The 16,615-nt window shown below is 68.3% G+C and carries 17 protein-coding genes; 5 read left to right on the top strand and 12 right to left on the bottom strand.

Features of this window, described 5'->3' with window-relative positions:
- Nucleotides 1-11: 11 nt before the first annotated feature.
- Together ACQPYY_RS01635 and ACQPYY_RS01630 are read left to right on the top strand one after the other, a co-directional pair.
- Nucleotides 12-686, top strand: coding sequence for a YdcF family protein (locus ACQPYY_RS01635; RefSeq protein WP_433592535.1), 675 nt, complete (start codon nt 12-14; stop codon nt 684-686).
- A gap of 526 nt (nt 687-1,212) precedes the next feature.
- Nucleotides 1,213-1,680, top strand: coding sequence for a hypothetical protein (locus tag ACQPYY_RS01630; RefSeq protein WP_433592534.1), 468 nt, complete (start codon nt 1,213-1,215; stop codon nt 1,678-1,680).
- Nucleotides 1,681-1,913: 233 nt separating this feature from the next.
- Here the strand turns inward: ACQPYY_RS01630 and ACQPYY_RS01625 are convergent, their stop codons facing one another.
- Nucleotides 1,914-2,348 carry a nuclear transport factor 2 family protein gene (locus tag ACQPYY_RS01625; RefSeq protein ID WP_433592533.1) on the bottom strand — a complete coding sequence of 145 codons (435 nt, stop codon included), beginning with the start codon at nt 2,346-2,348 and terminating at the stop codon, nt 1,914-1,916.
- Nucleotides 2,349-2,428: 80 nt separating this feature from the next.
- Here ACQPYY_RS01625 and ACQPYY_RS01620 point away from each other — a divergent pair, with 80 nt between their 5' ends.
- A complete protein-coding gene (locus ACQPYY_RS01620; protein WP_433592532.1) occupies nt 2,429-2,998 on the top strand; it encodes a hypothetical protein in 570 nt (189 codons plus the stop codon).
- Nucleotides 2,999-3,046: 48 nt separating this feature from the next.
- Here the strand turns inward: ACQPYY_RS01620 and ACQPYY_RS01615 are convergent, their stop codons facing one another.
- Nucleotides 3,047-3,901 (bottom strand): helix-turn-helix transcriptional regulator, encoded by an 855-nt coding sequence (locus ACQPYY_RS01615; RefSeq protein ID WP_379103801.1) that lies wholly within the window; start codon nt 3,899-3,901, stop codon nt 3,047-3,049.
- 144 nt (nt 3,902-4,045) lie between these two features.
- Here ACQPYY_RS01615 and ACQPYY_RS01610 point away from each other — a divergent pair, with 144 nt between their 5' ends.
- Complete coding sequence (locus ACQPYY_RS01610) at nt 4,046-4,666, top strand: YbhB/YbcL family Raf kinase inhibitor-like protein (RefSeq protein WP_433592531.1); 621 nt, start codon at nt 4,046-4,048, stop codon at nt 4,664-4,666.
- 68 nt (nt 4,667-4,734) lie between these two features.
- On the opposite strand, the gene ACQPYY_RS01605 is transcribed toward ACQPYY_RS01610, so the two are convergent.
- The gene (locus ACQPYY_RS01605; RefSeq protein ID WP_433592530.1) at nt 4,735-6,324 is read right to left on the bottom strand and encodes a succinic semialdehyde dehydrogenase; all 1,590 of its coding nucleotides are present in this window, start codon (nt 6,322-6,324) and stop codon (nt 4,735-4,737) included.
- A 137-nt stretch (nt 6,325-6,461) separates the two neighbouring features.
- Between ACQPYY_RS01605 and ACQPYY_RS01600 the strand changes: the two genes are divergently transcribed.
- On the top strand, nt 6,462-7,283 hold the full coding sequence (locus ACQPYY_RS01600; protein WP_357087710.1) for a crotonase/enoyl-CoA hydratase family protein: 822 nt from the start codon (nt 6,462-6,464) through the stop codon (nt 7,281-7,283).
- 47 nt (nt 7,284-7,330) lie between these two features.
- Here the strand turns inward: ACQPYY_RS01600 and ACQPYY_RS01595 are convergent, their stop codons facing one another.
- The 9 genes from ACQPYY_RS01595 to ACQPYY_RS01555 form a co-directional block, all read right to left on the bottom strand.
- Entirely contained in the window at nt 7,331-9,112 is a 1,782-nt protein-coding gene (locus ACQPYY_RS01595; RefSeq protein ID WP_433592529.1) for an ABC transporter ATP-binding protein, read from the bottom strand.
- Nucleotides 9,113-9,294: 182 nt separating this feature from the next.
- Nucleotides 9,295-10,065: an SDR family NAD(P)-dependent oxidoreductase gene (locus tag ACQPYY_RS01590; protein ID WP_433592528.1), complete on the bottom strand. Its 771-nt coding sequence runs from the start codon at nt 10,063-10,065 to the stop codon at nt 9,295-9,297.
- On the bottom strand, nt 10,062-10,772 hold the full coding sequence (locus ACQPYY_RS01585; protein ID WP_379103601.1) for an acetoacetate decarboxylase family protein: 711 nt from the start codon (nt 10,770-10,772) through the stop codon (nt 10,062-10,064). The genes ACQPYY_RS01590 and ACQPYY_RS01585 overlap by 4 nt, the downstream gene beginning before the upstream one ends.
- A 65-nt stretch (nt 10,773-10,837) precedes the next feature.
- Nucleotides 10,838-12,448 (bottom strand): acyl-CoA synthetase, encoded by a 1,611-nt coding sequence (locus ACQPYY_RS01580; protein ID WP_433592527.1) that lies wholly within the window; start codon nt 12,446-12,448, stop codon nt 10,838-10,840.
- Nucleotides 12,449-12,473: 25 nt separating this feature from the next.
- A complete protein-coding gene (locus ACQPYY_RS01575) occupies nt 12,474-13,727 on the bottom strand; it encodes a hypothetical protein (RefSeq protein ID WP_433592526.1) in 1,254 nt (417 codons plus the stop codon).
- The gene (locus tag ACQPYY_RS01570; RefSeq protein WP_433594543.1) at nt 13,724-14,242 is read right to left on the bottom strand and encodes a nuclear transport factor 2 family protein; all 519 of its coding nucleotides are present in this window, start codon (nt 14,240-14,242) and stop codon (nt 13,724-13,726) included. The genes ACQPYY_RS01575 and ACQPYY_RS01570 overlap by 4 nt, the downstream gene beginning before the upstream one ends.
- Before the next feature lie 26 nt (nt 14,243-14,268).
- Nucleotides 14,269-14,487 (bottom strand): ferredoxin, encoded by a 219-nt coding sequence (locus ACQPYY_RS01565; protein WP_379103594.1) that lies wholly within the window; start codon nt 14,485-14,487, stop codon nt 14,269-14,271.
- 2 nt (nt 14,488-14,489) lie between these two features.
- Nucleotides 14,490-15,284 (bottom strand): SDR family oxidoreductase, encoded by a 795-nt coding sequence (locus ACQPYY_RS01560; RefSeq protein ID WP_433592525.1) that lies wholly within the window; start codon nt 15,282-15,284, stop codon nt 14,490-14,492.
- Nucleotides 15,285-16,490 carry a cytochrome P450 gene (locus tag ACQPYY_RS01555; RefSeq protein WP_433592524.1) on the bottom strand — a complete coding sequence of 402 codons (1,206 nt, stop codon included), beginning with the start codon at nt 16,488-16,490 and terminating at the stop codon, nt 15,285-15,287. It lies immediately after the preceding gene.
- Nucleotides 16,491-16,615 lie beyond the last annotated feature (125 nt).

Below are 16,615 nucleotides of genomic sequence, written 5' to 3'. Positions count from 1 at the left end.
AGGAAACGCCCATGCCAGCAACCCTGCCCGCGGAATACCGCTCGGAGGTCGAAACCCTCTGGGGTTTCAACCAGATGCACCATGACCCGCGTCCGGTCGATGTCGGTATCGGACTCGGAGGTCATGACATCGGAGTTGCCACCTACGCCGCCGATCTCTACCGCGCGGGCATGTTTCCGCTCATCGTGTTCACGGGCGCGAACGCACCGACCACCGTGGACCGCTTTCCCCGAGGCGAAGCCATCCACTTCCGAGAGCACGCCATCGAACGTGGGGTGCCGAGCGATGCCATCCTCATCGAGCCAGCAGCTACGAATACCGGCGACAATATCGACTTCACCCGGGACCTCCTGAAGGAGCATGACCGTCTCGAATCCACGAAGTCGGTCATGCTGATTTCCCGCCCGTACCAGCAGCGCCGGAGCTACGCCATCTGCCGAATGCGCTGGCCCGAGGTCGATGTCATCTGCGGATCGCTTCCCCTCGCCCTGGACGACTATGTCGCCAGCATCGGCGACGTAGACCGTGTGGTGAACATGCTCGTCGGTGATACACAACGGATTTGGGTTTACCCCTCGAAGGGCTGGGCCATCGCACAAGACGTTCCAGACGATGTCCGGGAAGCCTACGAGCGCCTCGTGGCCGCCGGATTCACTCGTCGCCTTCTCACAGAAGACTCGCGCTGAGAATCCGCGCGTCGGCCCGCCCCTCACATACCAAAGTCCTTGCCGAATTTGGCTATACAGGATCAAGGGCGCGCTGGCGCGCGCCGGCGACGCGCCGCACGTCGCCGTGCGGCCCGCCCGCTCGTCCCTCGCGGACGGGGAACGTCGGAGCGTCGCGCCACCCGCCATCGCTTTTAGGAATTCCGCATCCTCCGGATGCGTGGCCCCGGGGTGGTCGGGCCTGCATTGTGTTCCCGCGCCCCTCCAGCTTCAAGGGCGCTCCTTCGTCGCGTCGGCACGCCGATGGCCTACGGCCACCCTTGACCCCGGAGCCTCTACGCGAGAAGGGCAGGCCCTATGGGGCAGGTGGGTACCTGCCCGCCCGGCGGCGCACACCCGACCACCCCAGGGCCAACCTCGTCGCCTAAGCACATCTGGCGCGGGCAGTCCGCATGTCGTGACGTAGGCAGCGCGCCGCCGAAAATGGGGTGCGTCGTCAGGGACGTGGCTGGTACGTTGCCGCCCTTACCTGCAACTGGAAGGTGCGATGAGCCGACATCCTGACAATCCGTATTGGAGCCAAACGGACGACAAACCGATCATGATCGGGTCTCGCAGGGTGTGGGCGGAGGCCGAAGCGGCCGGATACCTCACCGCTGAGCATGTGTTTGCGCGGCTACACGCGATCGCGATGCACGAGATGGACGGCGAAGGTCCTGTCGCGTACGACGCGGACGGGTTCGTCACGGCACTGACTGCGGAGGGAATTCGCCTCCAGGGAGGAGTCACCCTCACCGTGCATACCCGTGATCACCAGCCACCGCATGCGCACATCACCTTTACCACGGATCCGTCCATCGACCTGCGAATCAATCTCCAGACAGGCGAACTGATGAACGCCATCCCCAAGGGGCGGGCGAAGATGGTCAAACACGCCTGCGCCCTCGTTGTGGAACACCATGACCTCCTGGCGAACTGGTGGGTGAAGAACCACGGCCCATTCAGCATCAGCTGACAAGCAGGCAGCAGGAAGGCAGCAAACCGCTTGGGACACAAGCGGACGGGATGGGATGCACAGGCACTATGCCGCTGCTCAGCGGCACTACCCGAGCCGCGCCGCAGGTCCCGAACAGCGTTCGGGACGAAGAGGTCGCAGGTTCAAATCCTGTCACCCCGACTGTGTGGTTGAGACACAACTCGGCCCCCGGCTCTTTCGAGAGCCGGGGGTTTTGTGTTTTCCGGGGTCGATCAGCGACGGAGGTGGCGGCTGAGGTCGCCGGTCAAGTGCATGGTGACGTGGCGCTCCGCGAATCGCCACTGTCCGTCGCGACGGTGGAAGCGGTCGCGGTAGCGGCCCGTGGCGATGGCCTGGAGGGGCAGGTCCGGGAGGGCTTGGAAGACCGTGAAGTAGGCGCGCGAGGTCGCGGTATTCGCGGGGTCGCCGAATTCGATGGCGATGTTGGTTGTGACGTGGTGTGTGCGCGGGGTGCCGTCGTCGTAGCGGATCACCATGCGCTGGAACATCCGCTCCACGTCCGCGCTGCCTCGGATCGAGCCACCGCCGCCGATGAACTCACCCTCCGCGAACAAGGCGCCGACTCCGGCGAAATCTCCGGCATCGACCAGTTCCGCGTACTGCGCGATCAGGTTTGTCACGGCGGTCGTGTCAGCGGCTGTGCTCATGGGCGGGACGATACGCGTTCGAGGGCCCGAGGCGGCCGAGGTGGCGTGTCGGTGTGCTGCGTTAAGCTGCGCCAGTCCCCTTGACACAGGGGGATTTTCGACAAATGGGGAGTGCAGAAATGAATATGTCGATGCTTGCCCGACCGCGGATCGGCTTTGCCGCGGCGGCAGGTGCGGTGGCGGTGGCCACCATTGTTGCGACGGCGGCGCCCGCGGCCGCCGAGGGGGTGACCATCTCGGCGTCGACGGCCTATTGCGTCGGATCGACCTACACGTTGACGCTGCCGGCCGCCGATGCCACGATCCTGATCGGCAATGTCCCCTGGCAGAACGCTTTTGCGTTCCAGACGCGGGCGACCGGCGATTCGGCCTTCACCATCGTCGCGACGGCTCCGTATGTGGCGGGCAAGGATGTCGTGGCGACGTGGACGCCGACCGCTCCGGGAGAGTTCATGACCAGCGCGTGGCCGTACAGCACCGATCGGGGGCTCTCCAATTTCGGGGAGAACGGCCCGACCGTGACCGTGGTCCAGACCGCTCCTGCCGGGACGACCTGCGCGCCGCCGACCGCCGGAAATGGCGGAACGGGCAGCGCGAGTTCGATTCCGGTGATCGGTGGACTGCTGAGCAGCCTGTCGGCTCAGAAGTAGCGTGACCGCGACGCGGCCCCGGCTCTCTCGCGGAGCCGGGGCCGTGTGTCATCCGGCGACGGGGCGAAGCCGATTGGCGCCCAGGCGGTTCGCGTGGGTGGCTAGCAGGTTGTCGAGGGCCGCGGTGGTGGCGGGGTCGGCGGGGGTGAGGATCGTGAGGGTGTGGTCGGGGTCGTTGGGGCTGGTGAGGCTGTCGTAGGCGACGGTGAGGTCGCCGGCTTCGGGGTGGCGGATGCGTTTGGTGCCGTGGCTGCGGTCCTGGACGGTGTGGTCGTCCCACCAGTCGGCGAATTCAGGGCTGTCCGTGCGTAATTCGTCGATGAGTGCGCGCAGGCCGGGGTCGGCGGGGTGGCGGGCCTGGTTGCGGCGGAGGATGCCGACGGTTTCGCGGGCGATGCGGTCCCAGTCGAGTTGGCCGGCGCGGATGCCGGGGTCGAGGAGGGTCAGGCGGGCGGTGTTGACGCCGGAGTCGAATCCGGTGCCGAAGAGGGCCACGGCGGCGGTGTTCCGGGCGAGGACGTCCAGGCGGAAGTCGGTCAGGTAGGCCGGGAGGGCGGGCATGCCGTCGAGGATCGTCAGGAGCGAGGCGGGCGGGGCGGCGATGGGGGTGCGGGCCGGGGGTGTGGCGCCGCGGGCGATGAGGTGGAGGTGGGCGCGTTCGGTGTCGGTGAGGCGGAGGGCCTCGGAGAGGGCGTCGAGGATGGCGGCGCCGGGGGTGCCGACGCGGCCCTGTTCGAGGCGGATGTACCAGTCGATGGAGACGGCGGCGAGCTGCGCCACTTCCTGCCTGCGCAGGCCGGGGGTGCGGCGCGGGCCGACCGCCGGGAGGCCCGCCTGCTCGGGTGACAGGCGCTCGCGCATGGCACGCAGGAAAGCGCCCAGCTCCTGTCCGGATGTCGTCATGTCCACGCTCGCGCTCCTTCACTCGGCTCCAGCGTAGGAGAGCGGCCGGGTGGTACGCGGAATACCAGGGTGCACAGGCTCTCCCTGGGAGTTCCGGCTTTCGGGATGCTCGTCCTGTCATTCGAGCACCCGAGGAGAACCGCCATGACTCGCATCGCACGCACCGTTTCCGCGACCTTCGCCGTGGCGGCCCTGCTGTCCGCCGCCGCGTGCGGCACCGGCGGGGATTCGACGCCCGCCGCCCCCACCACGAATCCGCCCGCGTCCGTTCAGGTTCGGCCCGTGGTTCCGGCCGCTGCCGCCCGGTTCACGGTCACCAGCCCGGACGGCGCCGCCGATCACGCCTTCCCGGCCGACTTCTACGCGGGCGCGTTCGGCTGCACCGCCGCCAATCACGCCCCGCGCCTGCAATGGTCGGGCGCACCGGCGAGCACGAAGAGTTTCGCGGTCACCATGTTCGATCCGGATGCCCCGACCGGCGCGGGCTTCTGGCACTGGCTGAACTGGGATATCCCGGCCACCGCAACCGATTTCACCGCGGGCGCGGCGGGCGTCGCGGGCGCCAATGACGCGGGCGCCCCCGGCTACCTGGGCCCGTGCCCGCCCACCGGAGACCGTCCGCACACCTATCAGATCTCGGTCCTGGCCCTGGACACCCCGAGTCTGGGCCTGCCCGCCACCGCCACCCCGGCGGTCGCGTCGTTCTCCATGGGCTCGCACATCATCGGTGTCGCCCAGCTGTCGCTGACCGCGCAGCGCCCCTGACCCGAACCAACGCGAAGGGTCCCGGCCGATTCGGCCGGGACCCTGTGTCGTGGAGCGGTTTACAGCCGTCAGCCCAGGTGCAGGCGACGCATGAGGCGCAGCGTGACCAGGGTCGACTTGAGCTGCTTCTCGTACGGCATGGACGAGCGGGAAGCCATGATCTGCTTCTTCTGGACGCCGACGTTGATGGTGTCGGTGTACTTCAGGAGCCCGGCCGCGCCGTGGCGGGTGCCGACGCCGGACTGCTTGACGCCGCCGGACGGCGTGCCCTTGGCGGCATAGCTGGTGATGAAGCCGTCGTTGATGTTGATCGAGCCGGATTCGATGCGCTCGGCGAGTTTCGTTGCGCGGTCGAAGTTTCCGGTCCAGATGGCGGCGTTCAACCCGTAGGGGGTGTCGTTCGCGAGCGCCACGGCCTCGTCGCCGGTCTTGTACTTGTAGATGCTGACGACCGGCCCGAAGGTTTCCATGGTGGCCAGCGCCATGTCCTTGGTGACCTCGGTGAGGACGGTCGGCTCGAAGAAGGCCGGTCCGAGGTCGGGACGCGGGTTGCCACCGGTGACGATGGTCGCGCCCTTCTCCCGTGCCTCGTCTACGTGCGCCGCGACCCGCTTCATGTGGTCGACGGAGACCAGCGACCCCATCTCGGGTGCGAAGTCGTAGGAGGCGCCCATCTTCCCGGAGAGTTCCTCCGCGGCCGCGGTGAACCGGCGCAGGAACTCGTCGTAGATGCGTTCCTGCACGTAGATGCGCTCGATGTGCATGCAGATCTGGCCGGCGTTGCCGAAGGCCGCGAACAGGATCGACGGGATGGCCTCGTCGAAGTTGACGTCATCGAGCACGATCATCGGGTTCTTGCCGCCGAGCTCGAGGCTGCACCCGATCAGGTTGCGCCCCGACTGCTCGCCGATGGTGCGGCCGGTGGCGGTGGAGCCGGTGAACATGACGAACTCGACATTGTCGATCAGGGTCGGCCCGACGTCGGGGCCGACGCCGCAGACCACCTGGATGAGCCCGCGCGGCAGGCCCGCCTTCTGGAGCAGTTCGATGCCGTACAGGGTGCACAGCGCGGTCTTGTTGTCCGGCTTCATGATCACGCCGTTGCCCGCGATCAGCGCCGGGGTGGAGTCGGACATGGAGATGGCGAACGGGAAGTTCCACGGCGCGATGACCGCGACGACGCCCTTCGGCCGGTGCTCCTCGGTGGAGGAGGTGATGACCGGCATGGGCCCGGAGCGCTTCTTGGGCTTGAGCGTCTTCTCGGCGGTCTTGAGATACTGCGCGATCACCAGCGGGGTGTCGCACACTTCCTCGATGGCCATGCGCCGGGCCTTGCCGCAGCCGATCTGGATCAGGTCGGCGAGCGTCTCGATCTCGGTGAGCAGCAGCTCGTGCGCGCGCTCGAAGACGGCGAGCCGGTCCTTGAGCGGGCGGGCGGCCCATTCCTTCTGCGCGGCGCGAGCCATTTCGGCCGCGGCCACCACGTCCTCGGGGGAGGATTGGGGCAGGTAGCCGACGACGTCGCCGGTGTAGACCTCGGTCATCTCGAAGGGCTCGCGGGCCTCGCCGGCCTTGCCCGCGGTCACCATCGCGGTCAGCCGGTTGATGAGGGATTCCGTGACGCGCGGCGGAAGCTTCGCCTTACTCGTTGTGCTCATGGGACTCTCTCCACTACTTGCCGCCCGTGACGGCGGTCACCATGGTTCAAACTAGAACACGTTATTGTTTAGGACAACGGCGCGGGGTACTTTCGTGCCGGAATCTTGGTTCGTCCATATCGAAAGAAGGGTCGGCGATGACCGCAGCGACTGCTGAAACCCCCGCCAACACCGAGCCGCACGCGCTGGTCGAGAAGCGTGGCGCGACGCTCATCGTCACCATGAACCGCCCGAAGTCCAAGAACGCGCTGACCGGCGAGATGCTGGCCATCATGACCGAGGCGTGGGACACGGTCGACAACGATCCGGAGATCCGCTCCTGCATCCTCACCGGTGCCGGTGGCGCGTTCTGCGCGGGCGCGGATCTGAAGAACATGAACAAGAACAAGCCCGAGGACGGCATGAAGGAGGGTTCGGCCTTCGACCCGTCCCGCATGCCGGGTCTGCTCAAGGGCCGCCGTCTGACCAAGCCGCTGATCGCCGCCGTCGAGGGCGCGGCCATCGCCGGCGGCACCGAGATCCTGCAGGGCACCGACATCCGCATCGCCGGTGAGAGCGCCAAGTTCGGTGTGTCCGAGGCGAAGTGGAGCCTGTTCCCGATGGGCGGCTCGGCGGTGCGCCTGCCGCGCCAGATCCCGTACACCGTGGCCGCGGAGCTGCTGCTGACCGGCCGCCACATCACCGCCGCGGAGGCGCTGAACTTCGGCCTGATCGGCCACGTGGTGCCGGACGGCACCGCGCTGGACAAGGCCCTGGAGATCGCCGAGCTGATCAACAACAACGGCCCGCTGGCCGTGCAGGCGATCCTGAAGGTCATCCGCGACACCGAGGGCCTGCACGAGGAAGAGGCGTTCAAGATCGACGCCAAGGTCGGCCTGCCGGTCTTCCGCAGCAATGACGCCAAGGAAGGCCCGCGGGCGTTCGCCGAGAAGCGCAAGCCGAACTTCCAGGGCAACTGAGGAATTCGAGGTGGCGACGGAACCTCTCCCGTCACCACCTCGAACCATCAGCGGGCGGCCACTTCCTCGGCCAGGAATCCGCCGGACTGGTGCCGCCACAGCTGCGCGTAGGTGCCTTCTCCGCGCAGCAGTTCCTCGTGGCTGCCCTGTTCGACGATCCGCCCGCGATCGAGCACGATGAGCCGGTCCATCCCGGCCACGGTGCTCAACCGGTGCGCGACCACCAGCGCCGTACGCCCTTCCATCAACTCCCAGAGCGCCTGTTGCACCAGGATCTCGCTCTCGGAGTCGAGGGCGCTGGTGGCCTCGTCCAGCAGCAGGATCGGGGCGTCGCGCAGGATGGCCCGCGCGAGCGCGACCCGCTGGCGTTGTCCGCCGGACAGTTTCACGCCGCGCTCGCCGATGAGCGTCTCCATACCGTCGGGCAGCCCGTCCGCGAATTCGGTGACGTGGGCGGCCTTGGCGGCGCGCCGCACCTCCTCGTCGGTGGCCTCGGGCCGGGCGAAACGGATGTTGTCGCTCAGCGACCGATGGAACATGGCCGGGTCCTGCGGCACGTAGGACAGCAGGCTGCGCAGATCGCTCTGGCGTAGTCGCGAGATGTCCTGTCCGCCGATGCGGATCACGCCGCCGTCGATGTCCATCATGCGCAGCAGCAACTGGGTGAGCGTGCTCTTGCCGCCGCCGGACCGGCCGACCAGCCCGATGCGCGCGCCGCTGGGCACGTCCAGATCCAGGCCGCGGAACAGCGGCTGCGCCCCCGCGTGCGCGAAGTTCACCTTCTCGAACCGGATGTCGGCCCCCTTGGGCCGCAAGGGTTCCGGTTCGGCGATGTCGAGCACGGTCGGAGATTCCAGCAGCAGTTCGGTGAACTGCGCGGCCTCGGTGGTGGTGCTCTCCAGCCGCCGGTAGATCTGGTTGAACCGGAACATGATCCCGGTGGCGTTCCAGTAGTAGGTGAAGGACACCATGATGACCTCGACCGACGCGTGCCCGCCGCCCACGCCGAGGGCGATGAGCAGCCCGGCCACGTTCACGATCACCATCAGCGGGGTGATCGCGGTGTCGATGTAGAGATTGTTGTAATCCCACGACAGCAACGACTTTCGCCGTTGCACCGCGACCCGTCGCCGGTGTTCGGCGATCTCCTCGGGTTCGGCCGCGAAGGCCCGTACGGCCTGCATGTTCGACAGGGTGTCGGAGACGTGCCCGGACACCAGGGCGATGGCCGCCTCGCGGTCGTCGACCAGATGCTGGCGGCGCCGGATGAGCGGGGCGACGACCACGCCGCTGACGGCGATGAGGCCGAGCAGCACGATGACCAGCATCGGGTCGTAGCGCCACAGCACCACCGACGCGAAGGTCAGCGGCACGAAGGCGGCGACGATCTCGAAGGCGAAGGTGTCGGCGAAGTCCTCGAACCGGGTGGCGAAACTCAGCGCGCGCTTGGTCAGCGAGCCCGCGAAGTTGTTGTGGAAGAACGCGGAGTCCTTGGCGAGGAGTTCGTCCATCGCGGTGTTGTAGAGGTTCTCGATCCCGTTGGCGTCCAAGCGGTTCAGGAAGTGGATGCCGATGCGCCAGCACACCTCGGCGATGAACAGCAGCGCGCCGAACCCCACCACATAGGGTGCGAGCGCGCCGATGGACGAGTCGCCGGTGGCGGCGACCTTGCCGACGACGATCGCGACCAGCAGCGGCGCGATGTAGAGCTGGCAGATATTGCCGAGAGCGGGCCCCAGCATGGCCGTGATCGTGATGGCTTTGCGCCGGGCCATTTCCCGGCCGTAATAGCGCAGAACCAGCCGTACCGCGGACGTGCGCGTACTCATTCATCCCCTCTCGGCTAGTGCTTGCAGAGAGCCCAGAGTGCCTGGAGGGGAGTGATAGCGCTAGTGAATTATCGCTGGATGGTTGCTGGATACGGGTGCTGGGCGGCCGCAGAGCCCGGGCCGCCCAGCACCGGAGCGGATGCCGATCGGAGCACGTGCCGGCATCCACGTTCGGGGGGGTTCTACTCGATCGGACGGATCGTGCGCCGGATGATGGCGCGCGCCACGCCGGGCAGGAATCGCCGCATGTAGTAGGCGGGCCGAGCCTCTCCGGGGAATACGTAGAGCGGCGTCTTCGGTGCGGCCAACGCCTTTTCCAGGGCGTCGACGACGAATTCCGGGGTGACGGGGACCGCGTTGCCGAGCACGCTGGCGTTCTCCTCGCGGACCACGTCCAGGAACGGGGTCTCGACGCCGGGCGGGCACAGGACGAGCAGGCGCACGCCGGTGCCGTGCAGTTCGTAGGAGAGGCTCTCGGCGAAGCCGATGACGGCGTGCTTGGACGCGGTGTATCCGGCCATGCCGGGTGAGGGCAGCCAGCCGACGAGCGAGGCGAACAGCACCACGGTCCCCGCGCCCGCGTCCCGCATGGCGGGCACGACCGCCTGCACCAGGTTGACGGTCCCGATGTAGTTGACGTCCATCATCTTCCGGATGAGGGCCACGTCGTGGTCCAGCACCGAGGCGTGCACATGGCCGATGCCGGCCGCGTGCACCAGCCGGTCGATGGTCCCCAGTTCCGAGCGCACCTTGTCGACGACGGCCCGCACCTGCGCGGCATCGGAGACGTCGCATTCATAGGTGTGGGTGTTGGGCGAGCGGGCGGCGGTGACGGCCAGCCCGTCGGCGTTCACGTCGACGGCCGCCACCTGCCAGCCCGCGGCGGCGAGGCGTTGCGCGACGACGCGGCCCTGACCGCTGGCCGCTCCGGTGACCAGTGCGGTGCGGCTCATCGGACCTCCTGGGTCTGCAAGACCGTTGCGGCGTCCTCGAAAGTCATGCGGAGCGCGCCGATCCGGCTGGAGAACAGTGCGCGCCCGGGCAGCCCGAGAGCGCGCAGTTGATCGGAGACGGGGTGGTCTCCGAGGTGGATGCGCGCGCCGCCCGGCCGTCCCCGGACCTGGCCGGGGTTCATGATCCAGGGTGTGCGACGCAGGATTCCGTTACGCGAGGTGTAGGCGTCGATGGAGGCGCCGCCCGCGCCGGCGGGCATCGGGACGCCGTCGGCGACTCGCAGCGCGAGCACGAACTGCCCGTCGACGCGGACCTCGCACCGGTGCCCGCGCCCGTCGGGCGCGATGTCGATGTCGGCCATGAGCTTGGGGAAGCCCCAGATCGACTGTCCCGCTTCGCAGGTGAAGCTCTGGTTCACCGGCAGCCAGTGGATGTAGGCCCCGGTGCTGTCCTTGCGTCCGGGCTGTTTCGCCATGATCGAGAACGCGAATTCGTGGTACGGCCCGAGGTCGCCGTCGACGTAGCGCACGAAGGCCAGCGAGAGCACGGCCTTGCCGAGCAGGGTGAGCGGCTCCAGCCCGGTGCCGGTGAGCAGTTCGGCGGCGGCGCGGGCGTCGACGAGGAACAGCGCCGAACTCGCGTCCGCGTGCCGGATCCGCACCGGCATGCTGACCCGCTCCCCGAGCACGGTGTGGGCATCTACCATGTTCGAATTAGAACAGGTTTCACCTAGGCGCGCCGGTTGTTTCACGCAGTTCGTCCGCTCACCGGTCACCTACTTTCATGGTCTGGCGCCCGCTCGGCGACATATGCCTTCGCCCACCGGTAATCGGGCTTCCCGCTCGGCGTCCGGGCGACGGTCCCGGCCACCCAGATCCGGCGCGCCAATTTGTATCCGGCGAGGCGCTCGCGCACATGGGCCTCCAGGACCGCCAGGTCGATGTCGCCGTCCGCCGGGGACACCACGGCCGCCACCAGCTGACCCCAGCGCTCGTGCGGCACCCCCACCACGACCGCGTCGTAGACCGACGGATGCGCCTTGAGCGTGGCTTCCACTTCTTCGGGAAAGACCTTCTCGCCGCCGGTGTTGATGACCATGTTGCCGCGCCCGATCAACGTGACCGACCCGTCGGATTCGACGCGCGCGCGATCGTCGGTGATCACCATTCGCACGCCGTCCACGATGCGGAACAGCTTGCCGGTCTTGACCGGATCCTTGTAGTACCCGATCGGCACATTGCCGGTCTTGGCCACCCAGCCCTCCCCGCCGGGTGCGACGGGCCGCCCGTCATCGTCGACCACCAGCGCGCCTCGACCGGTGCTCACGCGCGGCGCGCGGGCCGGATCGTCGTCCTTCTGCGCGAATCCGATTCCGCCGAAACCGGTTTCGGACGACCCGATGGACTCGGTGACCAGGGTGTTCGGGAACAGTTCCAGCAGTGCGTTCTTCACCGGCTGGGTCAGCTGCGCCGCCCCTGACCCGATGGAGACGAGCGAGGAGGCGTCCACGGGCGCGGCCCGATACGAGTCGACCAGCGGCCGGGCGATGGCGTCGCCGGTGACGACCAGGACGTGCGGCCGTTCCCGCGCCACCACCCGCCACACCTCGTCGGGATCGAAGCGCGGCTGGAACAGCACCGCGTTGCCCGACCACAGCGCGGTGAAGGTGGGCATCATGGCGGCGGCGTGGATGAGCGGCGGCAGCACGAACCAGGTCATGGGGAACTCGTTCCGCGCGGCCATCCGGGACTGCTGGTATTCGTCGGCGACGGGTTCACCGGTGTAGAAGTCGATGCCGCCGCCGAGCACCCGCCACATGTCCTCCTGGCGCCAGATGACGCCCTTGGGCAGACCGGTGGTGCCGCCGGTGTACATGATGAAGTGGTCGTCGGCGCTGCGCGGTCCGAAATCCCGGATGCCGGAGGCTGATTCGAGCGCCTCCTCGTAGGGCAGCGAACGGCTCGGCAGTCCCGCTCCCCCTTGGTCGTCCTCCACGACCAGGGTGTGCCGCAGCTTCGGCAGCTGATCCCGGATCTCCTCGATGAGCGGCGCGTAGCAGCGGTGGTGCACCGCCATCTCGAGGTCGGCGTTGTCGTAGACGTAGCGCAGTTCCTCGGCCCGGTACCGGTAGTTGATATTGACCGGCACCGCGCGAATCTTGTAGCAGCCCAACAGGGTTTCGAGGCTCTCGATGCTGTTGTGCATGTGGAACCCGATGTGGGTGCCGGGCCCGGCCCCGGCCGCCGCCAGGTGGTGAGCGAGCCGGTTGGCGCGGGCGTCGAGCTGGGCGAAGGTGAGCCGCCGTGTCCCCTCGATCACGGCGGTCCGGTCCGGCACGGCGTCGGCCGAATGTTCGTAGAGGTCGGCGAAGTTGCACGCCATGGCCGTTTCTCCTGGTGTGTTCCGGCTACAGGACGGTGAGCGGCAGCGGTGTGCCCCGGTCAGTGAAAGTGAAGGCCGCCCCGGAGCTGAACCGGGTGATGGCGACCTCGTCGGCTTCCCGGAACGGCAGATCGGCGCAAGCGACTTCGAGGGTGAGCCCGCAGTCGGCGGCCTCGCGGACCCGGGCGTGGAAACGCGGGTTCACCCCGCGCACCAGGGCGTCGAGCGGCTGAAGATGGTCGGGGTCGAGCAGGGCGGGCCAGGCGCCGTCGTCGACCGCGCCGCAGCCACGGCCGATGCGCAGCTCGACCAGTTGCTCCCCGCCGGTGGTCTCGGCCGTCACGTCGATGTCGACATAGGCGGCCGGGTTCAGCGCCGGGTGCAGGCGCAGCACCTTGGCCAGCGCCGCCATATCGTCGCCGAGCCCGAGCGCGGTGCGAATGCGTTCGGCGGTGAGACCCGCGATGCCGGTGAACTGTTTGCGCAGGATGTCCAGCGCCACTCCCGGTTTCGTGCGCGTCTCCACCGCGGTCCGGTAGCCGAGGGTGAGCAGGTGGTGCTGCAGGCACACCTCGTCGGCGATCCGGATGAGCGCCGAGCGCGAGAAGTCCTCGAACCGCAGGTCACTCAGCAGCGGCCCCGCATAGTCCGCCTGCCCGGGATCTTCCGGGTCGATGGGGTCGAGCACGGTGGCGGCGGCCTCGGATCCGGCCACCACCTGCGCGTCCTCGTGCGGGGTCGGCGGTTCGTGCGCGGGATCGATCGTGACGGTCCACGCGCACACCGGTTTCCGGTCCGCCGGTTCGCGGGGCGGCCGGTGCACGGGTCGCACCTGGGCGTGCGGATTGGTGGCGAGCGCGGTCGCATCGAAGGTGGGGTCCTCGATGTCGTGGCACATGGCCACCACGAATTCGGTGCCCATCGGCTCGACGTCGGCGAGCGCGCCGCAGTGGTCGAGATGGAATTCCCCGTGATCGTGGTCGATCACCTGGTAGCGGAAGTCCATGAACTGCGGTGGCGCGCCGATATCCAGCTGGAAGCCCTTGAAGATGGCGTCCACCCCGTCACCGGTGATGCCGAGCGCCCGCCGCATGCGCCGGGTGTAGACCGGGCTGGCCAGCTGCCATTCGTCGATGGCGACCGCGGTCATGCCCTCCCGGCCGAGCGCGCCGAGCACGTGCGCCATCCCGGACCGGTCGATGAGGTGCCCGCACAGCAGCAGTTCCGGAACCAGCAGGGCCAGTTCGGATCTGGTGAGTGACGCGTATCTGCTGGTCACCACAGGGGCACCGGCCCCGTCCCGGCCGGGTACCAGCCGGGCAGCGGTTCGCCCGACATGGACCGTTCCATGCGCTTGCGCATGCCGGACGAGAGCGCGTTGTTCGAGATCATCTCCACGAACAGCGCGGTCACATTGCCGAAGTCGAAGAAGTCGCGCTGCCAGCTCCACTGGTAGTTCCCGGCGTAGCGGAACCAGCTGCCGCCGAGCCCTTCCGGGCTGTAGGGCCGTCCATCGGCCCGCTGCTGATCGTTGACCTGTTTCCAGAATCCGATGACGCTGCCGGTGCGCTCGTCGACCACGAATTCCTGGTACGGGTACGTCCAGCCCTCGAGCCCGAACATCTCCTGGCCGAGCGCGATATCGCGGATCTCGTCGCGCCCGACGGCCATGAATTCCTGCTGCGGACCGTAGTTCCAGCCGTAGGTGGCGTCGTCGGTGTAGAAGTGCTCGAGGGGTTTCCAGTCCCCGGCCGCCTCACAGTGTTTGTTCTCGTCCACCCAGCGGCGGATCATCTCGTCGAGTTCGTCGCGGGACCAGCTCACGGCTGTCTCCTTCCTTCGACAGCGCTGTCGTCTACGAGCGACAGGGCCTGGGTCGGGCAGTAGCGGACGGCGGCGCGGGCCGCGTCCAGGTCGGTGCCGGGGTCGGCGCGCAGGATCCGCACCTGTCCCTGTCTGGGCACCTCGAAGAGGTCGGGGGCCTCGTCCTGGCAGACGGCGTGGCCCTGGCAGAGGTCGAGATCGACGACCAGGCGCATGGTCAGGGTCCTTCCGGATTCGGTTCGCGCAGTGGCGCTTCCGGCTGGACCTCCACCAGCACCAGGTGTGCGCCGCGCGGGGTGGACACGACCGCGGACACGGCCGCCGCGAGATCGGCGGGCCGCAGGAACTGCGGGTGCCGGGCGAATCCCCATTTCACCCAGTTCTCCAGCAGCGGACCCACCACTTCCGGGGTGGCCTGCATGCCCATGCCGGTGAGGGTCTGGCCCGGCCGCACGATGGACGAGCGCACCCCGGTGCCCTCCAGTTCCATGCGCAGCTGGGTGGCGAAGGCCTCGACGCCGGTCTTGGCGGCGTTGTACGCGCCCGCGCCGGGCCGGGCCCGCACGGCGCAGTCGGAGCCGATGACCACGAAGTCGCCGCGCTGCCGCTCGATCATGCCGGGCAGCACCCGGTGCGCGAGGCGTTGCGCGCCGACCAGGTGCACCCGCACCTGGGATTCGAACAGGTCGGGATCCATCTCCCAGCCCTGCCCGAATTCGAGGTCGCCCGCGCCGGAGATCAGTACCTCGGTGGGCCCGAGGGCCGCCTCGGCGGCGGTGACGAATTCGTTCACCGAGGCGGTATCGCAGACGTCGAGCCGTCCGGCGAAGGCTTCCCCGCCCCCGGCGCGGATCTTCTCGGCGAGGGTTTCGCAGATCTCCACCCGGCGCGCACCCAGCGCGACCGGGTGTCCCAGCGCGGCAAGGGCTTCCGCGGTGGCGGCCCCGATTCCGGAGGACGCGCCCGCGACGATGGCGGGGCGGCGGGCGGGATGCGGTGCGAAGCGGGCCATTCAGCGAACCTCCACGGAGACGGGCAAGTGGGCGAAACCGCGCACATTCACCGAATGCACGCGCTGGATACCGGTGTCGGCGATGCCGTACGAGCGGACGCGAGCGGCGAACTCGCGCAACACGATCGACGCCTCCAGTCGCGCCAGGTGCGCGCCGAGGCAGAAATGCACGCCGCGGCCGAAGCTGATCAGCCCGCCCTTGTCGCCGCGTTCGAGGTCGTAGCGGTCCGGGTCGTGGAAGACGGCGTCGTCGCGATTGGCGGATCCGATGAGCAGCAGCACCTTCGAGCCCGCGGGAATGGTCTGCCCGTAGTACTCGAGGTCCTCGGCGGCGGTGCGCGCCAGGATCTGGCTGGAGGCGTCGTAGCGCAGGGTCTCCTCGACCCAGTCCTCGACGAGTTCGGGGTGGGCGGCGACCTTGGCGTACTGCTCGGGATTGCGGCCCGCCCAGTACAGGGCGTTGCCGAGCAGTTTGGTGGTGGTCTCGTTGCCCGCGACCACCATGAGGAACATGAAGCCGAGGATCTCCTCCTCGGTCAGCCGGTCCCCGTCGGCCTCGGCGTCGAGCAGGGCCGAGGTGAGGTCGTCGGCGCGTTTGCGCTTCCGTTCGGCGAGGATCTCGTTGTAGTAGCCCGCGAGTTTCATGGCCGCCTCCATGGCCGCGACCGGCACGTCCAGCACGCCCTCCTCACGATGCACCAGGAGGTCGGCCAGCCGCCGGAGTTCGGCGCGATCGGCTTCGGGCACGCCGAGCAGTTCGGAGATGACGTCCATCGGGACCTGGCCCGCGACCGCGTCGATCCAGTCGAAATCGCCGCCGGCCAGCGCGGGTTCGAGGTAGCGCAGGGTGATCTCGCGGATCCGCGCGCCCATCTCGGTCACCCGCCGGGGTGTGAATCCCTGGTAGACGAGCTTGCGCAGGCGCAGATGCCGGGGGTCGTCCATGGCCAGGAACGACATGGTTCGCCAGGCGTGCGGCCCCCAGGCGGCGGGGTCGAGCGAGACCCCGTTGGCACTGGACAGGCGCACGTTGTCCCGGAAGCCGGCCGCCACGTCCCCGTGCCGCGAGAGCGCCCAGAAGTCCAGCTCGGGGTGGTGGTACACCGGGGCCTCGGTGCGCAACCGCTGGTACACGGGATAGGGGTCCTCGTGGATGCGGTAGTCGTAGGGGTCGAACAGCAGCGGCTCCAGCGAGGCTGCGGTCATGGTGGGTCCACCTCGTATTCGATAACTCGTTCATCGGCTCTGACGAACGTTTTCCAGCAACGGAGACACGTAGCTGGACATGTGTCTGTACGGTACTAGCGACGGGATCACCTCACAACGGAATC

The organism is Nocardia sp. CA-145437 (genome assembly GCF_050956485.1).
Taxonomy (GTDB): Bacteria; Actinomycetota; Actinomycetes; order Mycobacteriales; family Mycobacteriaceae; genus Nocardia.
The sequence above is the reverse complement of the archived record's forward strand: the minus strand, read 5'-3'. Positions and strand labels throughout refer to the sequence as shown.

Coding starts and splice junctions, on each gene's coding strand:
- ACQPYY_RS01635 (WP_433592535.1), top strand. CDS start 12: ATGCCAGCAACCCTGCCCGCGGAATACCGCTCGGAGGTCGAAACCCTC.
- ACQPYY_RS01630 (WP_433592534.1), top strand. CDS start 1,213: ATGAGCCGACATCCTGACAATCCGTATTGGAGCCAAACGGACGACAAA.
- ACQPYY_RS01625 (WP_433592533.1), bottom strand. CDS start 2,348: ATGAGCACAGCCGCTGACACGACCGCCGTGACAAACCTGATCGCGCAG.
- ACQPYY_RS01615 (WP_379103801.1), bottom strand. CDS start 3,901: ATGACGACATCCGGACAGGAGCTGGGCGCTTTCCTGCGTGCCATGCGC.
- ACQPYY_RS01610 (WP_433592531.1), top strand. CDS start 4,046: ATGACTCGCATCGCACGCACCGTTTCCGCGACCTTCGCCGTGGCGGCC.
- ACQPYY_RS01605 (WP_433592530.1), bottom strand. CDS start 6,324: ATGAGCACAACGAGTAAGGCGAAGCTTCCGCCGCGCGTCACGGAATCC.
- ACQPYY_RS01600 (WP_357087710.1), top strand. CDS start 6,462: ATGACCGCAGCGACTGCTGAAACCCCCGCCAACACCGAGCCGCACGCG.
- ACQPYY_RS01595 (WP_433592529.1), bottom strand. CDS start 9,112: ATGAGTACGCGCACGTCCGCGGTACGGCTGGTTCTGCGCTATTACGGC.
- ACQPYY_RS01590 (WP_433592528.1), bottom strand. CDS start 10,065: ATGAGCCGCACCGCACTGGTCACCGGAGCGGCCAGCGGTCAGGGCCGC.
- ACQPYY_RS01585 (WP_379103601.1), bottom strand. CDS start 10,772: ATGGTAGATGCCCACACCGTGCTCGGGGAGCGGGTCAGCATGCCGGTG.
- ACQPYY_RS01580 (WP_433592527.1), bottom strand. CDS start 12,448: ATGGCGTGCAACTTCGCCGACCTCTACGAACATTCGGCCGACGCCGTG.
- ACQPYY_RS01570 (WP_433594543.1), bottom strand. CDS start 14,242: ATGATCCGCCGCTGGGTGGACGAGAACAAACACTGTGAGGCGGCCGGG.
- ACQPYY_RS01565 (WP_379103594.1), bottom strand. CDS start 14,487: ATGCGCCTGGTCGTCGATCTCGACCTCTGCCAGGGCCACGCCGTCTGC.
- ACQPYY_RS01560 (WP_433592525.1), bottom strand. CDS start 15,284: ATGGCCCGCTTCGCACCGCATCCCGCCCGCCGCCCCGCCATCGTCGCG.
- ACQPYY_RS01555 (WP_433592524.1), bottom strand. CDS start 16,490: ATGACCGCAGCCTCGCTGGAGCCGCTGCTGTTCGACCCCTACGACTAC.